Annotated in this window: 17 protein-coding genes; 10 read left to right on the top strand and 7 right to left on the bottom strand. The window is 65.3% G+C overall.

Annotated elements, in window-relative coordinates; translation table 11 throughout:
* Complete coding sequence (locus ACO2Q9_RS06260) at nucleotides 1-1002, bottom strand: FHA domain-containing protein (protein ID WP_423309377.1); 1002 nt, start codon at nucleotides 1000-1002, stop codon at nucleotides 1-3.
* A 2-nt stretch (nucleotides 1003-1004) separates the two neighbouring features.
* Nucleotides 1005-2387, bottom strand: a complete 1383-nt coding sequence (locus tag ACO2Q9_RS06265; RefSeq protein WP_423309379.1) for a S1 family peptidase — start codon at nucleotides 2385-2387, stop codon at nucleotides 1005-1007.
* A 107-nt stretch (nucleotides 2388-2494) separates the two neighbouring features.
* Between ACO2Q9_RS06265 and gorA the strand changes: the two genes are divergently transcribed.
* The gene (gene gorA / locus ACO2Q9_RS06270) at nucleotides 2495-3871 is read left to right on the top strand and encodes a glutathione-disulfide reductase (RefSeq protein WP_423309381.1); all 1377 of its coding nucleotides are present in this window, start codon (nucleotides 2495-2497) and stop codon (nucleotides 3869-3871) included.
* A 30-nt stretch (nucleotides 3872-3901) separates the two neighbouring features.
* Here the strand turns inward: gorA and ACO2Q9_RS06275 are convergent, their stop codons facing one another.
* Nucleotides 3902-4204, bottom strand: coding sequence for a hypothetical protein (locus tag ACO2Q9_RS06275; RefSeq protein ID WP_423309383.1), 303 nt, complete (start codon nucleotides 4202-4204; stop codon nucleotides 3902-3904).
* Nucleotides 4205-4322: 118 nt separating this feature from the next.
* Between ACO2Q9_RS06275 and ACO2Q9_RS06280 the strand changes: the two genes are divergently transcribed.
* Nucleotides 4323-5816, top strand: coding sequence for an AMP nucleosidase (locus ACO2Q9_RS06280; RefSeq protein ID WP_423309385.1), 1494 nt, complete (start codon nucleotides 4323-4325; stop codon nucleotides 5814-5816).
* Between the two features lie 7 nt (nucleotides 5817-5823).
* On the opposite strand, the gene ACO2Q9_RS06285 is transcribed toward ACO2Q9_RS06280, so the two are convergent.
* The 3 genes from ACO2Q9_RS06285 to purT all read right to left on the bottom strand — a co-directional run bounded on the left by ACO2Q9_RS06285 (nucleotide 5824) and on the right by purT (nucleotide 9508).
* The gene (locus ACO2Q9_RS06285; RefSeq protein WP_423309387.1) at nucleotides 5824-7017 is read right to left on the bottom strand and encodes a hypothetical protein; all 1194 of its coding nucleotides are present in this window, start codon (nucleotides 7015-7017) and stop codon (nucleotides 5824-5826) included.
* A 45-nt stretch (nucleotides 7018-7062) separates the two neighbouring features.
* On the bottom strand, nucleotides 7063-8139 hold the full coding sequence (locus ACO2Q9_RS06290; RefSeq protein ID WP_423309389.1) for a hypothetical protein: 1077 nt from the start codon (nucleotides 8137-8139) through the stop codon (nucleotides 7063-7065).
* A 124-nt stretch (nucleotides 8140-8263) separates the two neighbouring features.
* Nucleotides 8264-9508: a formate-dependent phosphoribosylglycinamide formyltransferase gene (purT, locus tag ACO2Q9_RS06295; protein WP_423309391.1), complete on the bottom strand. Its 1245-nt coding sequence runs from the start codon at nucleotides 9506-9508 to the stop codon at nucleotides 8264-8266.
* A 148-nt stretch (nucleotides 9509-9656) separates the two neighbouring features.
* Between purT and ACO2Q9_RS06300 the strand changes: the two genes are divergently transcribed.
* From ACO2Q9_RS06300 to ACO2Q9_RS06315, 4 genes are read left to right on the top strand one after another with little or no spacing between them, the layout of a single operon-like run.
* The gene (locus ACO2Q9_RS06300) at nucleotides 9657-10580 is read left to right on the top strand and encodes an ATP-binding cassette domain-containing protein (protein WP_423309393.1); all 924 of its coding nucleotides are present in this window, start codon (nucleotides 9657-9659) and stop codon (nucleotides 10578-10580) included.
* Nucleotides 10581-10589: 9 nt separating this feature from the next.
* Entirely contained in the window at nucleotides 10590-11417 is an 828-nt protein-coding gene (locus ACO2Q9_RS06305; RefSeq protein ID WP_423309395.1) for an ABC transporter permease, read from the top strand.
* An 18-nt stretch (nucleotides 11418-11435) separates the two neighbouring features.
* Entirely contained in the window at nucleotides 11436-11927 is a 492-nt protein-coding gene (locus tag ACO2Q9_RS06310) for a hypothetical protein (protein ID WP_423309397.1), read from the top strand.
* Nucleotides 11924-13264 carry a GAF domain-containing protein gene (locus ACO2Q9_RS06315; RefSeq protein ID WP_423309399.1) on the top strand — a complete coding sequence of 447 codons (1341 nt, stop codon included), beginning with the start codon at nucleotides 11924-11926 and terminating at the stop codon, nucleotides 13262-13264. Before ACO2Q9_RS06310 ends, ACO2Q9_RS06315 begins: the two co-directional genes overlap by 4 nt.
* A 26-nt stretch (nucleotides 13265-13290) precedes the next feature.
* Here ACO2Q9_RS06315 and ACO2Q9_RS06320 read toward each other — a convergent pair whose 3' ends face one another.
* Nucleotides 13291-14070 carry a hemerythrin domain-containing protein gene (locus tag ACO2Q9_RS06320; RefSeq protein WP_423309401.1) on the bottom strand — a complete coding sequence of 260 codons (780 nt, stop codon included), beginning with the start codon at nucleotides 14068-14070 and terminating at the stop codon, nucleotides 13291-13293.
* 176 nt (nucleotides 14071-14246) lie between these two features.
* Here ACO2Q9_RS06320 and ACO2Q9_RS06325 point away from each other — a divergent pair, with 176 nt between their 5' ends.
* From ACO2Q9_RS06325 to ACO2Q9_RS06340, 4 genes are all read left to right on the top strand, one after another.
* Nucleotides 14247-15095 carry a 3-hydroxybutyryl-CoA dehydrogenase gene (locus ACO2Q9_RS06325; protein WP_423309403.1) on the top strand — a complete coding sequence of 283 codons (849 nt, stop codon included), beginning with the start codon at nucleotides 14247-14249 and terminating at the stop codon, nucleotides 15093-15095.
* 142 nt (nucleotides 15096-15237) lie between these two features.
* Complete coding sequence (locus tag ACO2Q9_RS06330) at nucleotides 15238-15702, top strand: MarR family winged helix-turn-helix transcriptional regulator (protein WP_423309405.1); 465 nt, start codon at nucleotides 15238-15240, stop codon at nucleotides 15700-15702.
* 43 nt (nucleotides 15703-15745) lie between these two features.
* Entirely contained in the window at nucleotides 15746-16162 is a 417-nt protein-coding gene (locus tag ACO2Q9_RS06335; RefSeq protein ID WP_423309407.1) for an organic hydroperoxide resistance protein, read from the top strand.
* Between the two features lie 90 nt (nucleotides 16163-16252).
* A complete protein-coding gene (locus ACO2Q9_RS06340) occupies nucleotides 16253-17269 on the top strand; it encodes a serine/threonine protein kinase (protein WP_423309409.1) in 1017 nt (338 codons plus the stop codon).
* Nucleotides 17270-17274: the final 5 nt, after the last annotated feature.

The following is a 17274-nucleotide window of genomic DNA, read 5'->3' on the forward strand; positions in this document are numbered from 1 at the left end:
CTACTCCTCTTCGGCGTCCGCCTCGGGCGCGTTGTCGTCGTCACCGTCCTTCAGCCGCGCATCGAGCTTCTCGCGCAATGCGCGTGCATCGTTCATGAACTCGGGTACCGGGACAGCGGGTGAGGCACGCAGGTCGGGCGGGAACAACGCAGCCATGTAGAGCTCGTTGGACAGGCGCTTGTTCTGCAGCCAGTTGGTGCCCAGCAAAGCGGGGATGCCGATCAGCATCAACCCCGCGACGGAGCTGGCAATCAGCATCCGGCGGCGCGGCGCGATCACGCCGAGATGCGCTGCCACACCGGTCGCAGCCACCAGCGCGGCGCCGATCCATGCAAAGCGCGACAGACTCTCCAGCGAAAACATGAAGGCCAGCAAATAAGCCAGCACCATGAGCACCTGCGTGGCGATGAACGCGACGCTTGCAATGCGCACATGCCGCCAGAAGAACAGCCGGCCGCTGAAGAGCTTGGTTGTCAGGGCCCAGAGCCCCGCCCACAGGGCGGTCGAGCCGAAGATCGCCAGCAGCAGGAACGGCAGTTGCTGCAGGAAGCGGCGCGTCTCGTCCGCTTCGAGCCAGCTCTGGCCGAGCTGCGAGGCCGTGGCCACGCCCAGCAGGCCGACGGTCCATGCCACGGTACCCCACGGAAAGCGCGGCAGCGGCTGCTCGGCAGGAATCGGAACATCGGCCAGGCGCAGCAGCAGGCGCACGCGGCCGATGCTGAGTTCCTGCCCCTGAGGCCACTCGAAACTCTCGCCGCGCGCATGCTGCTTGCCGCGCAGGCGCACGCCGTTGACGGTGTCCATCACCTGCACCGTCACCGCGCCGGGCGAGCCGTCTTCACGCGCAGGCCGGTCGATGCGCAGGTGGCCTTCGGCCACGTGCGGCTCGTCCAGCACCAGGTCGGCCGCGAGGCCGCGCCCCACCGTCACCGGCCATTGCTTGACGGCCAGCCGCCCGAGCAAGGCGCCATTGCGGTCGAACGCTTCGAGAAGGCCGAGCATGTTCATCGCTTGCTGCCCTCCCAGCGGAACGACGAGAGATAGTGCTCGACGATCTTCAATCCATTGTCGAAGCTCACGCCCTGCGCGTCGAGACGACCCTGCACGCCCTTGCGGGGTTCGTTGAGCGTGGCCACCAGCACGGAAACGTCATACAGCCCCGGCAGCTTGCGGTAGGCATTCATGCAGACCACGGCACGCATCGGCAGGCCCGACTGGTCGATGTAGCGTTCGGTGCATTCGGCCGGGGTCTTGCGGCGCGACCCGCGCATGGCGAAAACCTCGTTGCGGAAGCTTTGCGAATACATGGTCGAGAACCGCAGCGGATGGAAGTTCGGCGCGTCATATGCCTCGTAGCGCAGGCGCAGGAAGCCGGTATTGAAATCACCCGCGAAGAGATGGCTGTCGACCTGGCAATCGGTCCGCTCCAGGCTGAAGGCGCGGAAATCCGGGTCACGCCCCTGGCCCCAGCAACGCGCGAATGCGTCGTCGGGCACCGGCACCATGTAGCCGAAATGCGCCTGCCCCTTGAGGGGTTGCGCAAGGAAGCGTTGGGACAGAAGGTCCTGATGGCGCATCAGCTGGCGCGCCACTTCGGCATGCGCCGGCTTCGTGATGGGTTGTGCGTTGACGGCGCGCTCCACCAGCGCTTGCGCCAGCGCGGCAGGAATCAGGAAGCTGACCTGCTCGCCGTCGAGCCGCTTGGCGACGTTGACGCCGATCACGCGGCCCGACTCGTCGAGCGCAGGGCCGCCACTCATGCCGGGGTTGAGCGCCCCACCGAAGAAGATGCGCGGGTAGAAGCTGCGCTGCACCAGCCCGTTGTAGGTGCCCTCGACCACCGCAAAGCCGATGTCCAGCGGATTGCCCAGCGAATAGATACGCTCGCCCTGCGACAGCGGCTCGCTCGCCGGCCGGAAGTCGAGCACCGCGCGCGCCGCGTCGGCCGGCGCGCCTTCGGTGGGCTTGACGCGCAGCACCGCCAGGTCGTGCTGGACGTCGAAGGCCAGCAGTTCGACCTCGCCCTCCTTGCCGTCCACCGGCACATAGACGCCGCGGTGACGTTCCGGGTCCAGCGCGAGCTGGCTCGCCACATGGAAGTTGGTGACGATGACGCCGCGGTCGGACACGTAGAAGCCCGAGCCGACCGTGGATTGCGTGTTGGTGTTGCGCAGCAGCGTGCGGATCTGGACGAGCTTGGCGCGCGAACTCTCGTAGACGCGGCGCGCGTCACGCGAAACTGCGGCGGGAGGTTCGGGAGCGGGCGTTGCCGCCTGCGCACCGGGCAGGGTCGGGGCAGGTGGTGGCGCCTGACCGGTCTGCGCAAGCGCCGGCATGGAAACCAGCAGGGTAAGCAGGAGAGCCGGGGCAGGAAGCTTGAAGAACATAGGTCCGGCCATTCTAGGCGTGGGCACGCGGATCCGTGCCGCGAAGCCCTACCGGAAAGCGGTCCATCGCCTCGTGAGCCCGGCGGCCGGATGGTAATGTGTGCGCCATGAAGAAATCTGATTTCGATCTGTTCGTCATCGGTGGCGGCAGCGGTGGCGTGCGCGCCGCACGGATGGCTGCGCAGCGAGGCGCCCGCGTCGCGCTTGCGGAAGTGGCCGACCTGGGCGGCACTTGCGTCAACGTGGGCTGCATCCCGAAGAAGCTCTACAGCTATGCGGCGCACTACGGCGAAGGCTTTGCGGAGAGCGCGGGCTTCGGCTGGGAGATCAAGCCGCCCGTCTTCAACTGGAACCGGCTCAAGGCGAACCGCGCGCGCGAGATCGGACGCCTCAATGGCGTTTACCAGCAACTGCTGGAAGGCGCAGGCGTCACGTTGCTGCGCGGCTGGGCGCGGGTGACGGGCGCCCACGGCGTACGCGTCGATGACCAGGACTTCAGCGCGGAGCACATCCTGGTGGCCACCGGCGGCACGCCGTTCGTGCCGGACGTGCCCGGCCGGGAACACGTGGTCACATCGGACCAGATGTTCGATCTCGAACCCTTCCCCTCGCGGCTGGTGGTGGTGGGCGGTGGCTACATCGCCTGCGAGGCGGCGTCGATCTTCAACGGGCTGGGCGCGGAAGTCACGCTGGTGCAGCGCGGCGCCCGCCTGCTCAACGGCTTCGATGACGACATCAGCACGTTCGTCGCGAGCGAGATGGGCAAGGCAGGCGTCGATGTGCGGCTGAACGCAGGCGTGGCAAACATCGCTGCACGAAGAAGCAAGACATCGCCCCTGCTCGTCACCTTGTCCGGCGGCGCGCAGATCAAGGCCGACGCCGTCCTCTACGCCACCGGACGCAAGCCGAACACGCAGGGCTTCGGACTGGAAGAGGCTGGCGTGAAGCTCGACGAGCGCGGCATGGTCGTCGTCGACAAGGATTTCCGCAGCAGCGTGCGCAGCATCCACGCGCTGGGCGATGTGTCCACGCACAAGGCCCTGACGCCCGTGGCGCTGGCCGAGGGCATGGTGCTGGTGGATCGCCTGTTCGGCCCGGCGAAAGGCAAGCGCGAACGACAGATGGATTACGACTTCATCCCCACGGCTGTCTTCACGCATCCGAATGTCGGCACCGTGGGATTCACCGAAGCGCAGGCGCGGGAGCGGTTCGGCAAGGTGACGATCTACCGCAGCGAATTCCGCGCGTTGCGCCATACGCTCAGCGACAGCACCGAACGCACGCTCATGAAGCTGATCGTCGATGACGCGACCGATCGCGTGGTCGGCCTGCACATGGTGGGTGACGAGGCCGGCGAGATCGTGCAGGGCTTCGCTGTGGCGCTGAAGGCCGGTGCAACCAAGGCCACGTTCGACGCAACCATCGGCATCCACCCGACGGCTGCGGAAGAATTCGTGACGATGCGCGAACCCTCGCGGGACTGACTCCGCCGGATGAGTGCGGCGGACGTGTCTTCAGTTGAAGATGCGCGGGAAGCTCTGGTAGGTGTGCGAGCCGTCGATCGACTCGGACACGGGCATGTCTTCCGGCTCGAGGGTCTCTTCGGGTGCTTCGTCCAGCTCGGCATCGAACAGGGCCATCTCCGCATTGCTGGCGGGTGCGGTGGGCCGGTCCAGCAGCAGGTATTGCTGCTGGCGCAGACCACGCAAGGTGCGCGAACCCTGGACGGCGTCCAGGACCTGCTGGGGTTCGAGCATCAGCGCGAACGGGTTGCTGGCAATGGCGGGATTGACGGCGGTGATCGGGTTGGCGTTCATGATGCGAATCCTTTCTTGTCGGTGTGAACAAACTGTAAGGAAGGCATCACGGCGTGATCGTCAGGCCAGGGCGCAACGCCATGTAGGACGCAGTCCGACGACAGGCACAATAAAGCCTATGCCTTACGTTCCCCCATTCATCGCACCAGCCCGTTTCACCAATGCAGAAGCCGCCCTGGCGCAGGTGCAGGCCATCTACAACAACAGCCTCGAACACCTGCGCGCCGCCATGCAGCGCTTCGTTGCCGGCGAGACCCTGCCGGGGCATGTGAGGGCTTGCTATCCGTTCATCCGCATACATACGGAAACCGTGGCGCGCTTCGATGTCCACGAGGGCGCGGGGCTGAGCTACGGCTTCGTCGCGGGTCCGGGTCGCTTCGAGACCACGCTCACGCGACCGGACCTGTATGCCGACTACTACCTCGACCAGTTCCGTCTGCTGCTCGAAAACCACCACACGGAACTCGAAGTCGGCACCAGCACGTCACCCATCCCCATCCACTTCTCGTTCGCACAGCACGATCACATCGAAGGCACGCTCACCGCCGACCGGCGCATGCTGATGCGCGATGTGTTCGACCTGCCCGACCTGGGCGCCATGGACGACGGCATCGCCAATGGCACGTTCGAACCCGGACCGGGCGAGGCACAGCCCCTGTCGCTCTTCACCGCGTCGCGTGTGGACTATTCGCTGCACCGCCTGCGCCACTACACCGGCACCGCACCCGACTGGTTCCAGAATTTCGTGCTGTTCACCAACTACCAGTTCTACATCGACGAGTTCGTGCGGCTGGGACACGAAGCCATGGCCGACGAGAACAGCGAGTTCGTCGCGTTCGTCGAGCCGGGCAACGTCGTCACGCGCCGCAAGGACCTGCCGCCGCAGCCAGGCGATGAGCTGGGCCTGGCCCCGCCCCGTCTGCCGCAGATGCCGGCCTACCACCTGATGCGCGCGGACCGCAGCGGCATCACCATGGTCAACATCGGCGTTGGCCCGTCGAATGCGAAGACCATCACCGACCACATCGCCGTGCTGCGCCCGCATGCGTGGATGATGCTGGGCCACTGCGCCGGCCTGCGCAACAGCCAGCAACTGGGCGACTACGTGCTGGCCCACGCCTACGTGCGCGAAGACCACGTGCTGGATGAAGAGCTTCCGCTGTGGGTGCCGATCCCCGCGCTCGCGGAAATCCAGCTCGCGCTGGAACAGGCCGTCGAAGACGTGACCCAGGTGCGCGGCGCGGCGCTCAAGCGCATCATGCGCACCGGCACCGTCGCCAGCACCGACAACCGCAACTGGGAACTGCTGCCCAACAACGAACCGCAGCGCCGCTTCAGCCAGAGCCGCGCCGTCGCACTCGACATGGAAAGCGCCACCATCGCCGCCAACGGCTTCCGCTTCCGCGTGCCCTACGGCACGCTGCTGTGCGTGTCGGACAAACCGCTGCACGGCGAGATCAAGCTGCCCGGCATGGCCAACCATTTCTACCGGGAACGTGTGGACCAGCACCTTCGCATCGGCATGCAGGCCATCGAGATCCTGCGGCGCGAGGGCTCAGGAAGATTGCACAGCCGCAAGCTGCGGAGTTTTGCGGAGGTGGCGTTTCAGTAGAGCTGGCTCAGTTGCGGCCGATCTGCGCCAACTCCAGTGTTTCGTCCACGGCGAACGAACCACCACCGGCTCCGCCGCCTGTGCGGGTGGCCGCCGTGAAACGAACAACGCGCTGAAGTTCGTGCGAGTACCAGACAGTGGCCCTGTAGCGCGCCATTACCGGAGAACTGGCCACGCTGGATGCAATACGCGATGTCCAGCCTTCGATGTCGATCCGCACGGCATTCACCTGCCCGACCGGGATCGTGATACGCCCTTCCACGCTGGTGGTCGCCAGGAATTCGAAGCGGTACTCATTGCCGCCAGCACGTTTCATGAATTTGTACTCGGTCACGCCCTGCTGCACCTTGCCGTTGCGTGTCCAGCCACCGGGCGGCGTCGCCGCATCGAGTTCCAGCGCGATCGGTGCCGATGCCTCGACCAGATCGCCATTGGCGCGCGTCACCAGCGCACCGGCATTGAACTGGATCCGGTCGTCGGACACGCGATCGACCTTGTAGGTGATGGTCTGGCGCTTGCCTGTCATGTGGTCGACCTGGAGATAGTCGAACGCGTCGCCGGGTCGCATCGGCAGCGTCCACGCACCTGCGCGCGTTTCTTTGACGGCGGCGTCAGGCGCAGACGTTGCAACACGCAGCCCCTCGGTCACGCCTGCACCGGGTACCCCAACGGCGGCGGCAGGCGGACTCGACGCCATCACCAGTGTCGATGCAGGGGCTGCTGGCACCGCATTGATCTTCGTGGCTGACCCCGGCTTCGCGGCCATGGCATAACCATCCTTCTCCTCCTTTCGATCGAACACCGCGTATTCGCCAAACACCAGTCGCACCCATGACGGATACGTGTAAGCCGAGCCTGTGTTGTGATCCACAAGTGCCCCGATGCCGCCACCGATGATGATGTTGCCCGCCAGCCCCGCATTGGCACGCGACACCAGCTTCGCGCTGGCAGGCGGTTGCCCCGGACTCGTGCAGGTGATTTCCAGATCGCGCCCGGAGCGCTTCACCTGCGTGCCCTGGCCCGACAGCACGCGGATCGTGCCCAGCTCGGTGATCAGGTCGCACGGCGCACCGGCGATCACGTCGCCCTTGTCGGTTTCCGTGTCAATCCTCAGCGAGTGTGTGCTGCCTTGCGTCACCGACGCACAACCCACGCTGAAACAACAGGCAATCGCCATTACTACCCATACCAGGCATCTCATCAGTTTCTCCCTCTAGCTATTCAGTTATCCAGTCCGAACGCTGCCTCACCGGCGGCTCAATTCCGAAAGTTCCAGCGTCTCGTCGACCGCAAAACCACCCGAACTGCGCGAGCTTCTCGTCGTCACATTGAACTTGACGACCCGCTTGAGTTCGGGCGAGTACCAGATCGTTGCGCTATAGGGCGCACCGACCCTGAAATTGGTGGACGCCGCCGAGGAACGAGTGGTCCAGCCGCGCAAATCCAGCCGCACGGCATTCACCGGACCGACGGGCAGATTGATGACACCGGGTGGGCCGATGTATACGGTCAACTCGTACTGGAAATTCGTCTCCCCGAGTTTCTTCGTGAAATTCAGGCTGGACATCCCGGTCGACACGCTGCCGTTCTGCGTCCATCCACCTGGCGGCGTGACCGCATCGAGCTCCATGGCAACTGGCGCGGACAGTTCGAGCAGATCACCGTTCGCACGGATGGCCTGGGCCCCCGAATTGAAAACCACGCGGTCGGCAGACACGCGATCCACGCGATACGTGATGGTCTGGCGCAATCCAGTCATGTGATCGACGCTGACATAGTCGTAGGCATCTCCCACTCGCGCGCTCGACGCAAATTCCGTGGGAGAAGTTGCCGATGTCGGAACGGCAGGCGGAGATAGTGCCGCTGATTCGATATTTGACGCAGGCAGCGATGCAGGCGCAGGCATGGTGGGCACCACTGTGCCGGACGCGGCTGCTGCGGAGAGCTTTGTGGCAGAGCCGGCTTTCGCGGTCATGGCGAAGCCCTCCTTCTCTTCCTTGCGGTCGAACACCGCGTACTCCCCGAACACGAGCTTGACCCAACTGGGGTAGGTGTACGCAGAGCCCGTGTTGTGATCGATGACAGCGCCGATCGCCCCGCCAATGATGATGTTGCCCGCCATACCCGCATTCGCGCGCGACACCAGCTTCGCGCTGGCGGGCGCTTGGCCCGGAGTATTGCAATTGATCTCCAGATCACGCCCCGAGCGCTTGACCTGCGTGCCCTGCCCTGACAGAACGCGGATGGTGCCTAGCTCCGTGATCAAGTCGCATGGGGCACCCGTAATCACTTCACCCTTGCTGGTTTCGGTATCAATCCGCAAGGAATGTGTACTGCCTTGCGTCACCGACGCACAGCCCACACTCAAACCGCACGCAAGAACGAGCAATGCCCGCGCTAGGAGCCTCATCCCAACCTCCGACACGTAATATTTTGTTATTCAAATTCTAGCCATCCGACCTGGGTTTGACCAGCGAAGCCGCCTTCTTCGCCTGCCCCCGCGCCTTCTCCACATCTGAATCGTGCACCAGCGCCACACCCATGCGGCGCTTCACGAAGCTCTCGGGCTTGCCGAACAGGCGGATGTCGCAATTGGGCACGCGCATGGCTTCATCGACGCCGTCGAACACGATGCCCTTGGCTTCCACGCCGCCGTAGATCACGGCGCTGGCGCCCGGACTCTTGAGCGTCGTATCCACCGGCAGGCCGAGGATGGCTCGGGCGTGCAGTTCGAATTCGTTCTGCCACTGGGTGATCATGGTGACCATGCCGGTGTCGTGCGGACGGGGGCTCACTTCGCTGAACCACACGTCCTCGCCTTTCACGAACAGCTCGACGCCGAAGAGGCCGAGGCCCGACGATTCGCCATCCAGGCCGATGCCGAGGTTGTCCGTCACGGCCTTGGCGATCTGGCGCGATTTCTCCAGCGCAGCGGGATGCATCGGGTGCGGCTGCCAGCTTTCGACATAGTCACCCCCCACCTGCACGTGGCCGATGGGGTCGCAGAAACGGGTTTCCACCTGCCCGCCCGCACCGAGCGCGCGCACGGTGAGTTGCGTGATCTCGTAGTCGAAGTCGATGAAGCCTTCGACGATGACGCGGCCATGGCTCACGCGGCCGCCTGCCATGGCGTAGTCCCACGCTTTCTTCACGTCGGCGGGGCCGTCGATCTTGCTCTGGCCCTTGCCGGAGCTGCTCATCACGGGCTTCACGATGCAGGGGTAGCCGATGGCCTTGCGTCCACCGGTGCCGTCGATGGCAGCCTGCAACTCTTCCAGCGAGTCGCAGAAAAGATAGGGACTGGTCGGAAGCGCCAGCGTCTCGGCCGCCAGGCGGCGGATGCCTTCGCGGTCCATCGTCAGGCGCGCGGCACGAGCCGTGGGGATGACGCGCACCACGCCTGCAGCCTCCAGCTCTTGCAACACCGGCGTGGCGATGGCCTCGATCTCGGGCACCACCAGGTGTGGGCGCTCGGCTTCGATCAGCGCCTTGAGTTGCGCGGGGTCGCTCATGGTGATGGTGCGCGCATGGTGCGCGACCTGCTGCCCGGGCGCGTTCTCGTAGCGGTCGACCGCGATGGTTTCCACGCCCAGGCGCTGCAGTGCGATCAGCACTTCCTTGCCGAGCTCGCCGGAGCCCAGAAGCATGACTTTCGTGGCGTTGGGGGACAGGGGGGTTCCGAGGCGGGTCACGGCGATCTCCGGGATGTTCTGACGGTGGGCAAATGGGCAGCCAGAACTGTACTTCACACCGCGTTCATCGCGTCTCACGCCATGTTGTCAGCAGTTCGCCCCCGCGCGGTGGACACGCCACCCGGCCCGCAGCGAGAATCCCGGGCTCATGTCCGAAAAACTCTTCGAAGTCACACACCTCTCCAAACGATACGGCGACACCACCGTGGTGGACGACCTGTCGTTCGACATCGCACCCGGCGAATGCCTGGGCGTCATCGGCCCCAACGGCGCGGGCAAGACCACCACCATCCGCATGTGCCTGGGCCTGACGGCGCCAGGCGGCGGCCGCATCCAGGCGCTGGGGCTGGACATGCCGCAGGACGCGCTGGCGATCAAGGCGCAGCTCGGCGTGGTGAGCCAGTTCGACACGCTGGACCCCGATTTCACCTGCGCCGAAAACCTCATGGTCTATGGCCGCTACTTCCGCCTGCCCGACGCGCTGATCCGCGAACGCGTGCCGAAGTTGCTGGAGTTCGCCGCGCTGTCGCACAAGGCCAACGCCAAGCCGGGCGAGCTCTCCGGCGGCATGAAACGCCGTCTGTCGCTGGCGCGTTCGCTGGTCAACGACCCGAAGCTGCTGCTGCTCGACGAGCCCACCACGGGCCTGGACCCGCAGGCCCGCCACCTGATGTGGGAGCGGCTGCAACTGCTGCTGCAACAGGGCAAGTCCATCCTGCTGACCACGCACTTCATGGACGAGGCCGAACGCCTGTGCCACCGGCTGCTGGTGCTCGACCATGGCCGCAAGATCGCCGAGGGCAAGCCGCGCGAGCTGATCGCCGGGTATCTGGAGCCCGACGTCGTCGAGGTCTACGGCACAGGCGCACTTGCGCTGGCCGACTCGCCGGTGAAGGCACTGGCGTCGCGCACCGAGGTCAGCGGCGAAACCATCTTCTTCTACACGCAGCAGGCCAGGCCGCTGCTCGAAGCACTGTCGGCCTACCCGGCACTGCGCACGCTGCACCGGCCGGCCAACCTGGAAGACCTGTTCCTCAAACTCACCGGGCGGCAGATCCGCGCGGACGGCTGAAAGCGAATCATGGAGACGACTGCAACTTCCCCGGCATCGCAGACCCCATCGGTCTGGGCGCCGCCGCGCCTGTCGATGCGCTGGTGGCCCGTGTTCCAGCGGAACCTGCTGGTGTGGCGCAAGCTCGCCATCCCGAGCCTCATCGGCAACATCGCCGAGCCGCTGATGTGGCTCGTGGCCTTCGGCTACGGCATGGGTGCGCTGGTCGGACAGGTGAACTACGGTGGCACGCAGGTGCCCTACATCCTGTTCCTGGCCAGCGGCTCGATCTGCATGAGCGCGATGAATGCGGCGTCGTTCGAGGCGTTGTATTCGGCGTTCTCGCGCATGCACGTGCAGCGCACGTGGGACGGCATCATGAACGCGCCGATCGGGCTCGACGACATCGTGCTGTCCGAGATGCTGTGGGCCGGCTTCAAGTCGCTCTTCACCGTCACGGCCATCCTGTGCGTGATGCTGGCGCTGGGCATCAGCCACAGCCCCAAGCTCGTCGTCGCCTGGTTCGTGCTCGCCGGCGCGGGCGTGATGTTCTCCTGCATCGCGCTCATCTTCAATGCGCTGGCCAAGGGTTACGACTTCTTCACCTACTATTTCACGCTGGTGCTCACGCCGATGATGTTCCTCTCGGGTGTGTTCTTCCCGCTGGAGCAATTGCCCGAGGCCGTGCGCGCCGTCACCGCGTGGCTGCCGCTGACCAATGCGGTCGACCTGGTTCGGCCCCTGTTCATGGACCAGTGGCCGCGTGATGCGCTGCGCCACGGGCTCGTTCTGCTGGTCTACACCGTCGGTTCATTCTGGGTGGCGCTCGCGCTCACGCGGCGTCGCTTCAACAGCTGAGCCTGCAGCGCATACGCCATGACCGCCACGCTGCTCACACCGGAATTCATCGCGATCATCGATCGCGGTGTGTCGTCCATCGTGGCGTCGCGCAGCCTGGACATGAAGCCGAGCATCATGCGCGCAGTCGGTGCACGCATCACGCCCGACGGTACGCATGTGACGGTGTTCGTCTCGCGGCCGGCATCGCGCCAGCTATTGCAGGACATCGCCACCACCGGCACGGTGTCGGTGGTGTTCAGCGTGCCGTTCACGCACCAGACGGTGCAGGTCAAGGCCAGCCGGGGCGTTGAAATCCGTCCCGCTGGCGAGCAGGACCGGCCGGTGCTCGCGCGCTATCTCAAGTCGATGGAATTCGAGATCGGCCGCGTGGGCTATGGCCCGGCGTTCACGCGCAAGATGCTGTCGCACGACCTCGCGCAAACGGTTGCGATCGGCTTCACGCCCGAGCAGGCCTTCGACCAGACACCCGGTCCGCGCGCGGGGCGGCGCATGGAGCCGTCGGCATGACGCTCGCGCTCGAATCGATCCGCGAATGCTTCGAGGGTGCGCTGCCCGGCGTCATGGCCACCTGCAGCGCAGACGGCACGCCCAATGTCGCCTACATCTCGCAGGTGTACTACGCAGACCCGCAGCACGTCGCGCTGTCGTTCCAGTTCTTCAACCGCACGCGCGAGAACATCCTCGCCAACCCCTATGCGTCTGTACTGGTGCTGCATCCGGTCACGGTGCAGTTCTACCGGCTGCACATCCGGTACCTGCGTACCGAGACGTCGGGTCCGCTGTTCGAGCAGATGAAGGCACAGCTCGCGGGCATCGCGTCGTACAGCGGCATGGCCGATGTGTTCAGGCTGCTGGGCTCGGACATCTACGAGGTCCAGCAGATCGAGTTGGTGGAAGGCGACACCCTGCCGGCTGCGGCGCCGCACGGCAACCGGCTCTCCGCATTGCGCCTGTGCAGCGAGCGGCTCGCCCGCTGCACCACGCTGGACGAGTTGCTGCGCACCGCGCTCGCGTCGCTGGCCGACTTCATGGGCGTGCGTCATGCCATGGTGCTGATGCGGGACACGGCCACCGGCCACTTCTACACAGTGGCCAGCTGCGGCTACGCGGTGTCGGGCATCGGGTCGGAAATCGAACCCGGCGAAGGCGTGATCGGCGTTGCCGCGCGCGAGGCCACGCCCGTGCGCATCGGCCACATGGCCAATGCGTACAACTACCACCTGGCCGTGCGGCGCAGCTTCCGGGTGGAGACGCCCGGGTTGGCGCTGGCCACCGACATTCCCTACCCGGGCCTCGCAGCGCCGCACAGCCAGCTGGCGGCACCGATCATTTCATCCGGCGAAGTGCTCGGCGTGCTGTTTGTCGAGAGCCCGCAGGATCTGGCGTTCGGCTACGACGAGGAAGACATGCTGGTCACCATTGCCAGCCAACTGGGCGCGCGCATGGTCATGCTGCAGGCCGACGCCGACGCACCCGAGGCGCAGGTGGTGCCGACGCCGGAGCCTGCCACACAGGGTGCGCCGCTGGCCGTGCGGCGCTATTGCGTCAACGACAGCGTGTTCATCAACGACATGTACCTCATCAAGGGCGTGGCGGGTGCCATCTTCTGGAAACTGCTGTGCGACTACACGCAGCATGGCCGCACCGACTTCACGAACCGCGAGCTGCGGCTCGACCCATCGCTGCGCCTGCCCGATGTTTCCGACAACCTCGAAGCGCGCCTGCTGCTGCTCCAGCGCCGGCTGCAGGAAGCGGGCACCGGCGTGCTGATCGAGAAGACGGGGCGCGGTCGCTTCCGTCTCGCCGTCGCGCGGCCTGTCATGCTGGAAGACATCGGACGCTGAAGTCCGCTGCCGGCAGCCCCTGCGGCTCAGACCGTCACCAGGCCGGGCACAGGCGGCAGGCCGAGACCGCGCATGAGCTTGCCCCATTCGATGTCGCTCAGATGCGGGCGCGCGATCTCCAGCGCTGCCTCGAACGCGGGCGGCGGCGCGTGGCGCTGCATGTCGGCCATCATTTCCAGGCGCTCCGCCGGGTTCATGAACGGCACGAGCCAGCGCAGGACGAACATCATCTCCGCCGGGGGAATCGATGCGACCAGCCGGTTGTGGATGTCGACGAGTTCGGCATCGGTGTAGCGTGACCAGAGCACGGCGTTGTGCGCGGTTTCCTCGACGTGCATGTGCTCGAAGTTGTGCGCGATGAAGAGGGCCAGTTCCCGGTAGAGCGCCAGCGCCGGCACCGCACGTGCGTCGCCCGGCAGCTGCAGCAGACCCGTGGCAGCCCGCGCGATGCGGGAGATTTCCTTTTCGTGACCCTCATGATCCCGCGCGATCACGCCGCTGGCGCCGGACGCGCGGGCTTCGATGGCCGTGTGGATGAACTCGTTCTCGTGGCCAAGGTGGGCGATGCAGAAGTCCATGAGTTCCAGCACGCGGTGCGTGATCTGCGCGGTGTCCAAGTCGTCCGCCGTGTCCATGCGGCCGACCGCCACCAGCGTGTCCGTCATGAGCGCGCGCAACGCCTTGTGGATGCCGACGTACAGGTCCACGCGTGGCGCATGGGCGGGAACGGTGGCCGAGGTGGCTGAAATGGCGGGGGCGTTGGCCGCAGCGGCGACGCTGCGGGTTTCGTTGGAGTCGATTTTCATGAGGTGTCCTTGGGTGTTTCGTCATCCGCACCGGTCTTTGCGGCGCGTGCTTCGAAGTCTGTCGGAGCGCCCCATTCCGCACCTTTAAGAATTGCTTAGCGACTTCCTAAAAAAACCTTAATGGACGCACAGGCCTGCCGTAACATCGAATTTTTCACACTTCGAGCGAGGGCATCGTGAGCATTCAGACCGTCGGAATCATTGGCGCGGGGACCATGGGCAACGGCATTGCGCAGGCATGCGCCGTGTCGGGCCTGCAGGTGGTGATGGTGGACATTTCCGACGCGGCGGTCGCCAAGGGCGTGGCCACGGTCTCGGGCAGCCTGGACCGGCTGATCAAGAAGGAAAAGATCACGGAGGCCGACAAGACCGCCGCGCTCGCACGCATCAAGGGCTCCAGCAGCTACGACGACCTCAAGACCGCGCAGATCGTCATCGAGGCCGCCACCGAGAATTACGAACTCAAGCTCAAGATCCTCAAACAGGTGGACGCGCTGGTGGCGCCCGAGGTCATCCTCGCGTCCAACACCTCATCGATCTCCATCACCAAGCTCGCCGCCGCAACGACGCGCGCGGACCGTTTCATCGGCATGCATTTCTTCAATCCGGTACCGATGATGGCGCTGGTGGAGATCATCCGCGGCCTGCAGACCAGCGATGCCACGCACGACGCGGTGAAGACACTGGCAGAAGCGCTGGGCAAGTCGCCCATCACCGTGAAGAACGCGCCCGGCTTCGTGGTCAACCGCATTCTGGTGCCGATGATCAACGAGGCTTTCTTCGTGCTGGCCGAAGGCATCGCGACGCCGGAAGATATCGACGCCGGCATGAAGCTCGGCTGCAACCAGCCGATCGGTCCGCTCGCGCTGGCCGACATGATTGGCCTGGACGTCTGCCTGGCGGTGATGGATGTCTACCTCGCCGAGTTCGGCGACAGCAAGTACCGCCCCTGCCCGCTGCTCAAGGAGATGGTGGCTGCAGGCCGGCTGGGCCGCAAGACAGGGCGAGGTGTCTACAGCTATTGAGGCACGAGCGGAACTCTGGCGCTCCTGCCACAGCCTGCAAACGCCTGCAAGGCCGCACACGCTGCGGCCTTTTTCTTTTTCTTTTTCTTTTTCTTCCAAAATTAAATTGCACACAATTCAATTGCTCGCTACAATTCAACCCATGCCAAAAACCAGCGCCACCCATCACCCCGCGACGCCGGACGCCGCGCTGCTCCTGGACAACCAGGTCTGCTTCGCGCTGTACTCCGCCTCGCTGGCCATGACGCGGCTGTACAAGCCGTTGCTGGACGAGCTCGACCTCACCTACCCGCAATATCTCGCGCTGCTGGTGCTGTGGGAACAGGACGGTGTCACCGTGTCGCAACTTGGGGAGCGCCTCTCACTCGACTCCGGCACGCTCACACCACTGCTCAAGCGCATGGAAACGCAAGGCCTCGTCTCCCGCATCCGCGACGTTCAGGACGAACGCCGTGTGCTCATCACCCTGACTTCCGCAGGCCGCAAGCTCAAGACGCGTGCCGCGAAAATCCCGGGCTGCGTGCTGGCCGCCAGCCAGTGCTCCATCCCCGAACTGGTTTCCCTCACCCGCCAGATCCAGACGCTGCGCTCGCGCATCGCTGCCTGACGTTCATTCAACCGTTTCCACTTCAACCCCAAAGGAAAACACCATGGCCTCCCTCGAAAAAGTCCTCTACACCGCCAAGGCCCACACCACCGGCGGCCGTGACGGCGCCTCGCGCACCGACGACGGCCGTCTGGACGTGAAGCTGTCCTCGCCCGGCACGTCCGGCACCGGCACCAACCCCGAGCAACTGTTCGCCGCCGGTTACTCCGCCTGCTTCATCGGTGCCATGAAGGCCGTCGCCGGCATGCAGAAGATCAGCCTGCCGGCCGATCTGGCCATCGACGCCGAAGTGGACCTGGGCAAGGTCGGCCAGGGCTACGGCGTCGCCGCCCGCCTGAACGTGAGCCTGCCCGGCATGGACCGTGCCGCCGCACAAGCGCTGGTGGACGCCGCCCACCAGGTCTGCCCCTACTCCAACGCCACGCGCGGCAACATCGACGTGACCATCAACCTGGTCTGATCGCCGATCGGCGCGTTCTTCCGACCGCGTCATGAAGGCCTCCGGCGAATTGCCGGGGGCCTTTCCTTTTGCGATACCCGACAATCCGGCATGCCTGCGCAGACTCCTTCCACCGACGCCCGACATCCATACGACTCGCTCACACCCGATGTGGTGATGGACGCGCTGGCCACCGTCGGCCTCTTCGGCGACGGGCGTCTCATGGCCCTCAGCTCGTACGAGAACCGCGTTTACCTTGCGCATCTGGAAGACGGTAGCGCGGTGGTCGCCAAGTTCTACCGACCCGGCCGCTGGAGCGATGACGCGATCCGCGAAGAACACGCATTCGCGGCCGAGCTGATTGCCAGCGAAGTGCCCATCGCCGCGCCGCTCGTTCTCGATGGCCGCACCCTGCACCACCATGCGGGGTTCTCGTTCAGCGTGAGCCCACGGCGCGGCGGACGCCGGCCCGAACTCGACGACTTCGAAGTGCTGGAATGGACCGGCCGCTTCCTCGCGCGCATCCACAGCGTGGGCGCCGCGCGGCCGTTCGTGCATCGCCCTGTGCTGGGCCTGGACACGTTCGTGCGTGAACCCTACGACTGGCTGGTCGAACACGACAGCGTTGCGCCCGAAGTGCGCACCGAATGGAAGGCCGTGTTCAAGGACACGCTTGCGCTGCTGCAGGATGCCGTCCGCTGGGACGGTGCAGACGTCGAAAGTCCGCGACTGCTGCGCCTGCATGGCGATTGCCATCCCGGCAACATCCTCTGGACGCCGGACGAAGGCCCGCACTTCGTCGACCTGGACGATGCGCGCACAGGCCCTGCCGTGCAGGACCTGTGGATGCTGCTGGACGGCGAACGCGCGCAGCGCACGCAACAACTCGGTGCGCTGCTCGACGGCTACGAGCAATTCAGGAATTTCGACCGGCGTGAACTGGCCCTGATCGAGCCGCTGCGCACGCTGCGTCTGATCCACTACAGCGCATGGCTCGCGCGCCGCTGGGACGACCCGACGTTCCCGATGAATTTTCCGTGGTTCGGCAGCGCCGACTACTGGTCAGGCCAGGTGTTGATGCTCAGGGAGCAGATCGAGGCGATGCAGGAAGAACCGCTGTACGCCTGAGCGGG

The sequence above is a fragment of the Variovorax sp. VNK109 genome, assembly GCF_049445855.1.
In the GTDB taxonomy this organism is placed as follows: Bacteria; Pseudomonadota; Gammaproteobacteria; order Burkholderiales; family Burkholderiaceae_C; genus JAGOCV01.

What these genes read in the sequence shown, in the direction of transcription:
- ACO2Q9_RS06260 (WP_423309377.1), bottom strand. Translation starts at nt 1,002, where the DNA reads ATGCTCGGCCTTCTCGAAGCGTTCGACCGCAATGGCGCCTTGCTCGGG.
- ACO2Q9_RS06265 (WP_423309379.1), bottom strand. Translation starts at nt 2,387, where the DNA reads ATGTTCTTCAAGCTTCCTGCCCCGGCTCTCCTGCTTACCCTGCTGGTT.
- gorA (WP_423309381.1), top strand. Translation starts at nt 2,495, where the DNA reads ATGAAGAAATCTGATTTCGATCTGTTCGTCATCGGTGGCGGCAGCGGT.
- ACO2Q9_RS06275 (WP_423309383.1), bottom strand. Translation starts at nt 4,204, where the DNA reads ATGAACGCCAACCCGATCACCGCCGTCAATCCCGCCATTGCCAGCAAC.
- ACO2Q9_RS06280 (WP_423309385.1), top strand. Translation starts at nt 4,323, where the DNA reads ATGCCTTACGTTCCCCCATTCATCGCACCAGCCCGTTTCACCAATGCA.
- ACO2Q9_RS06285 (WP_423309387.1), bottom strand. Translation starts at nt 7,017, where the DNA reads ATGAGATGCCTGGTATGGGTAGTAATGGCGATTGCCTGTTGTTTCAGC.
- ACO2Q9_RS06300 (WP_423309393.1), top strand. Translation starts at nt 9,657, where the DNA reads ATGTCCGAAAAACTCTTCGAAGTCACACACCTCTCCAAACGATACGGC.
- ACO2Q9_RS06305 (WP_423309395.1), top strand. Translation starts at nt 10,590, where the DNA reads ATGGAGACGACTGCAACTTCCCCGGCATCGCAGACCCCATCGGTCTGG.
- ACO2Q9_RS06310 (WP_423309397.1), top strand. Translation starts at nt 11,436, where the DNA reads ATGACCGCCACGCTGCTCACACCGGAATTCATCGCGATCATCGATCGC.
- ACO2Q9_RS06315 (WP_423309399.1), top strand. Translation starts at nt 11,924, where the DNA reads ATGACGCTCGCGCTCGAATCGATCCGCGAATGCTTCGAGGGTGCGCTG.
- ACO2Q9_RS06320 (WP_423309401.1), bottom strand. Translation starts at nt 14,070, where the DNA reads ATGAAAATCGACTCCAACGAAACCCGCAGCGTCGCCGCTGCGGCCAAC.
- ACO2Q9_RS06330 (WP_423309405.1), top strand. Translation starts at nt 15,238, where the DNA reads ATGCCAAAAACCAGCGCCACCCATCACCCCGCGACGCCGGACGCCGCG.
- ACO2Q9_RS06335 (WP_423309407.1), top strand. Translation starts at nt 15,746, where the DNA reads ATGGCCTCCCTCGAAAAAGTCCTCTACACCGCCAAGGCCCACACCACC.
- ACO2Q9_RS06340 (WP_423309409.1), top strand. Translation starts at nt 16,253, where the DNA reads ATGCCTGCGCAGACTCCTTCCACCGACGCCCGACATCCATACGACTCG.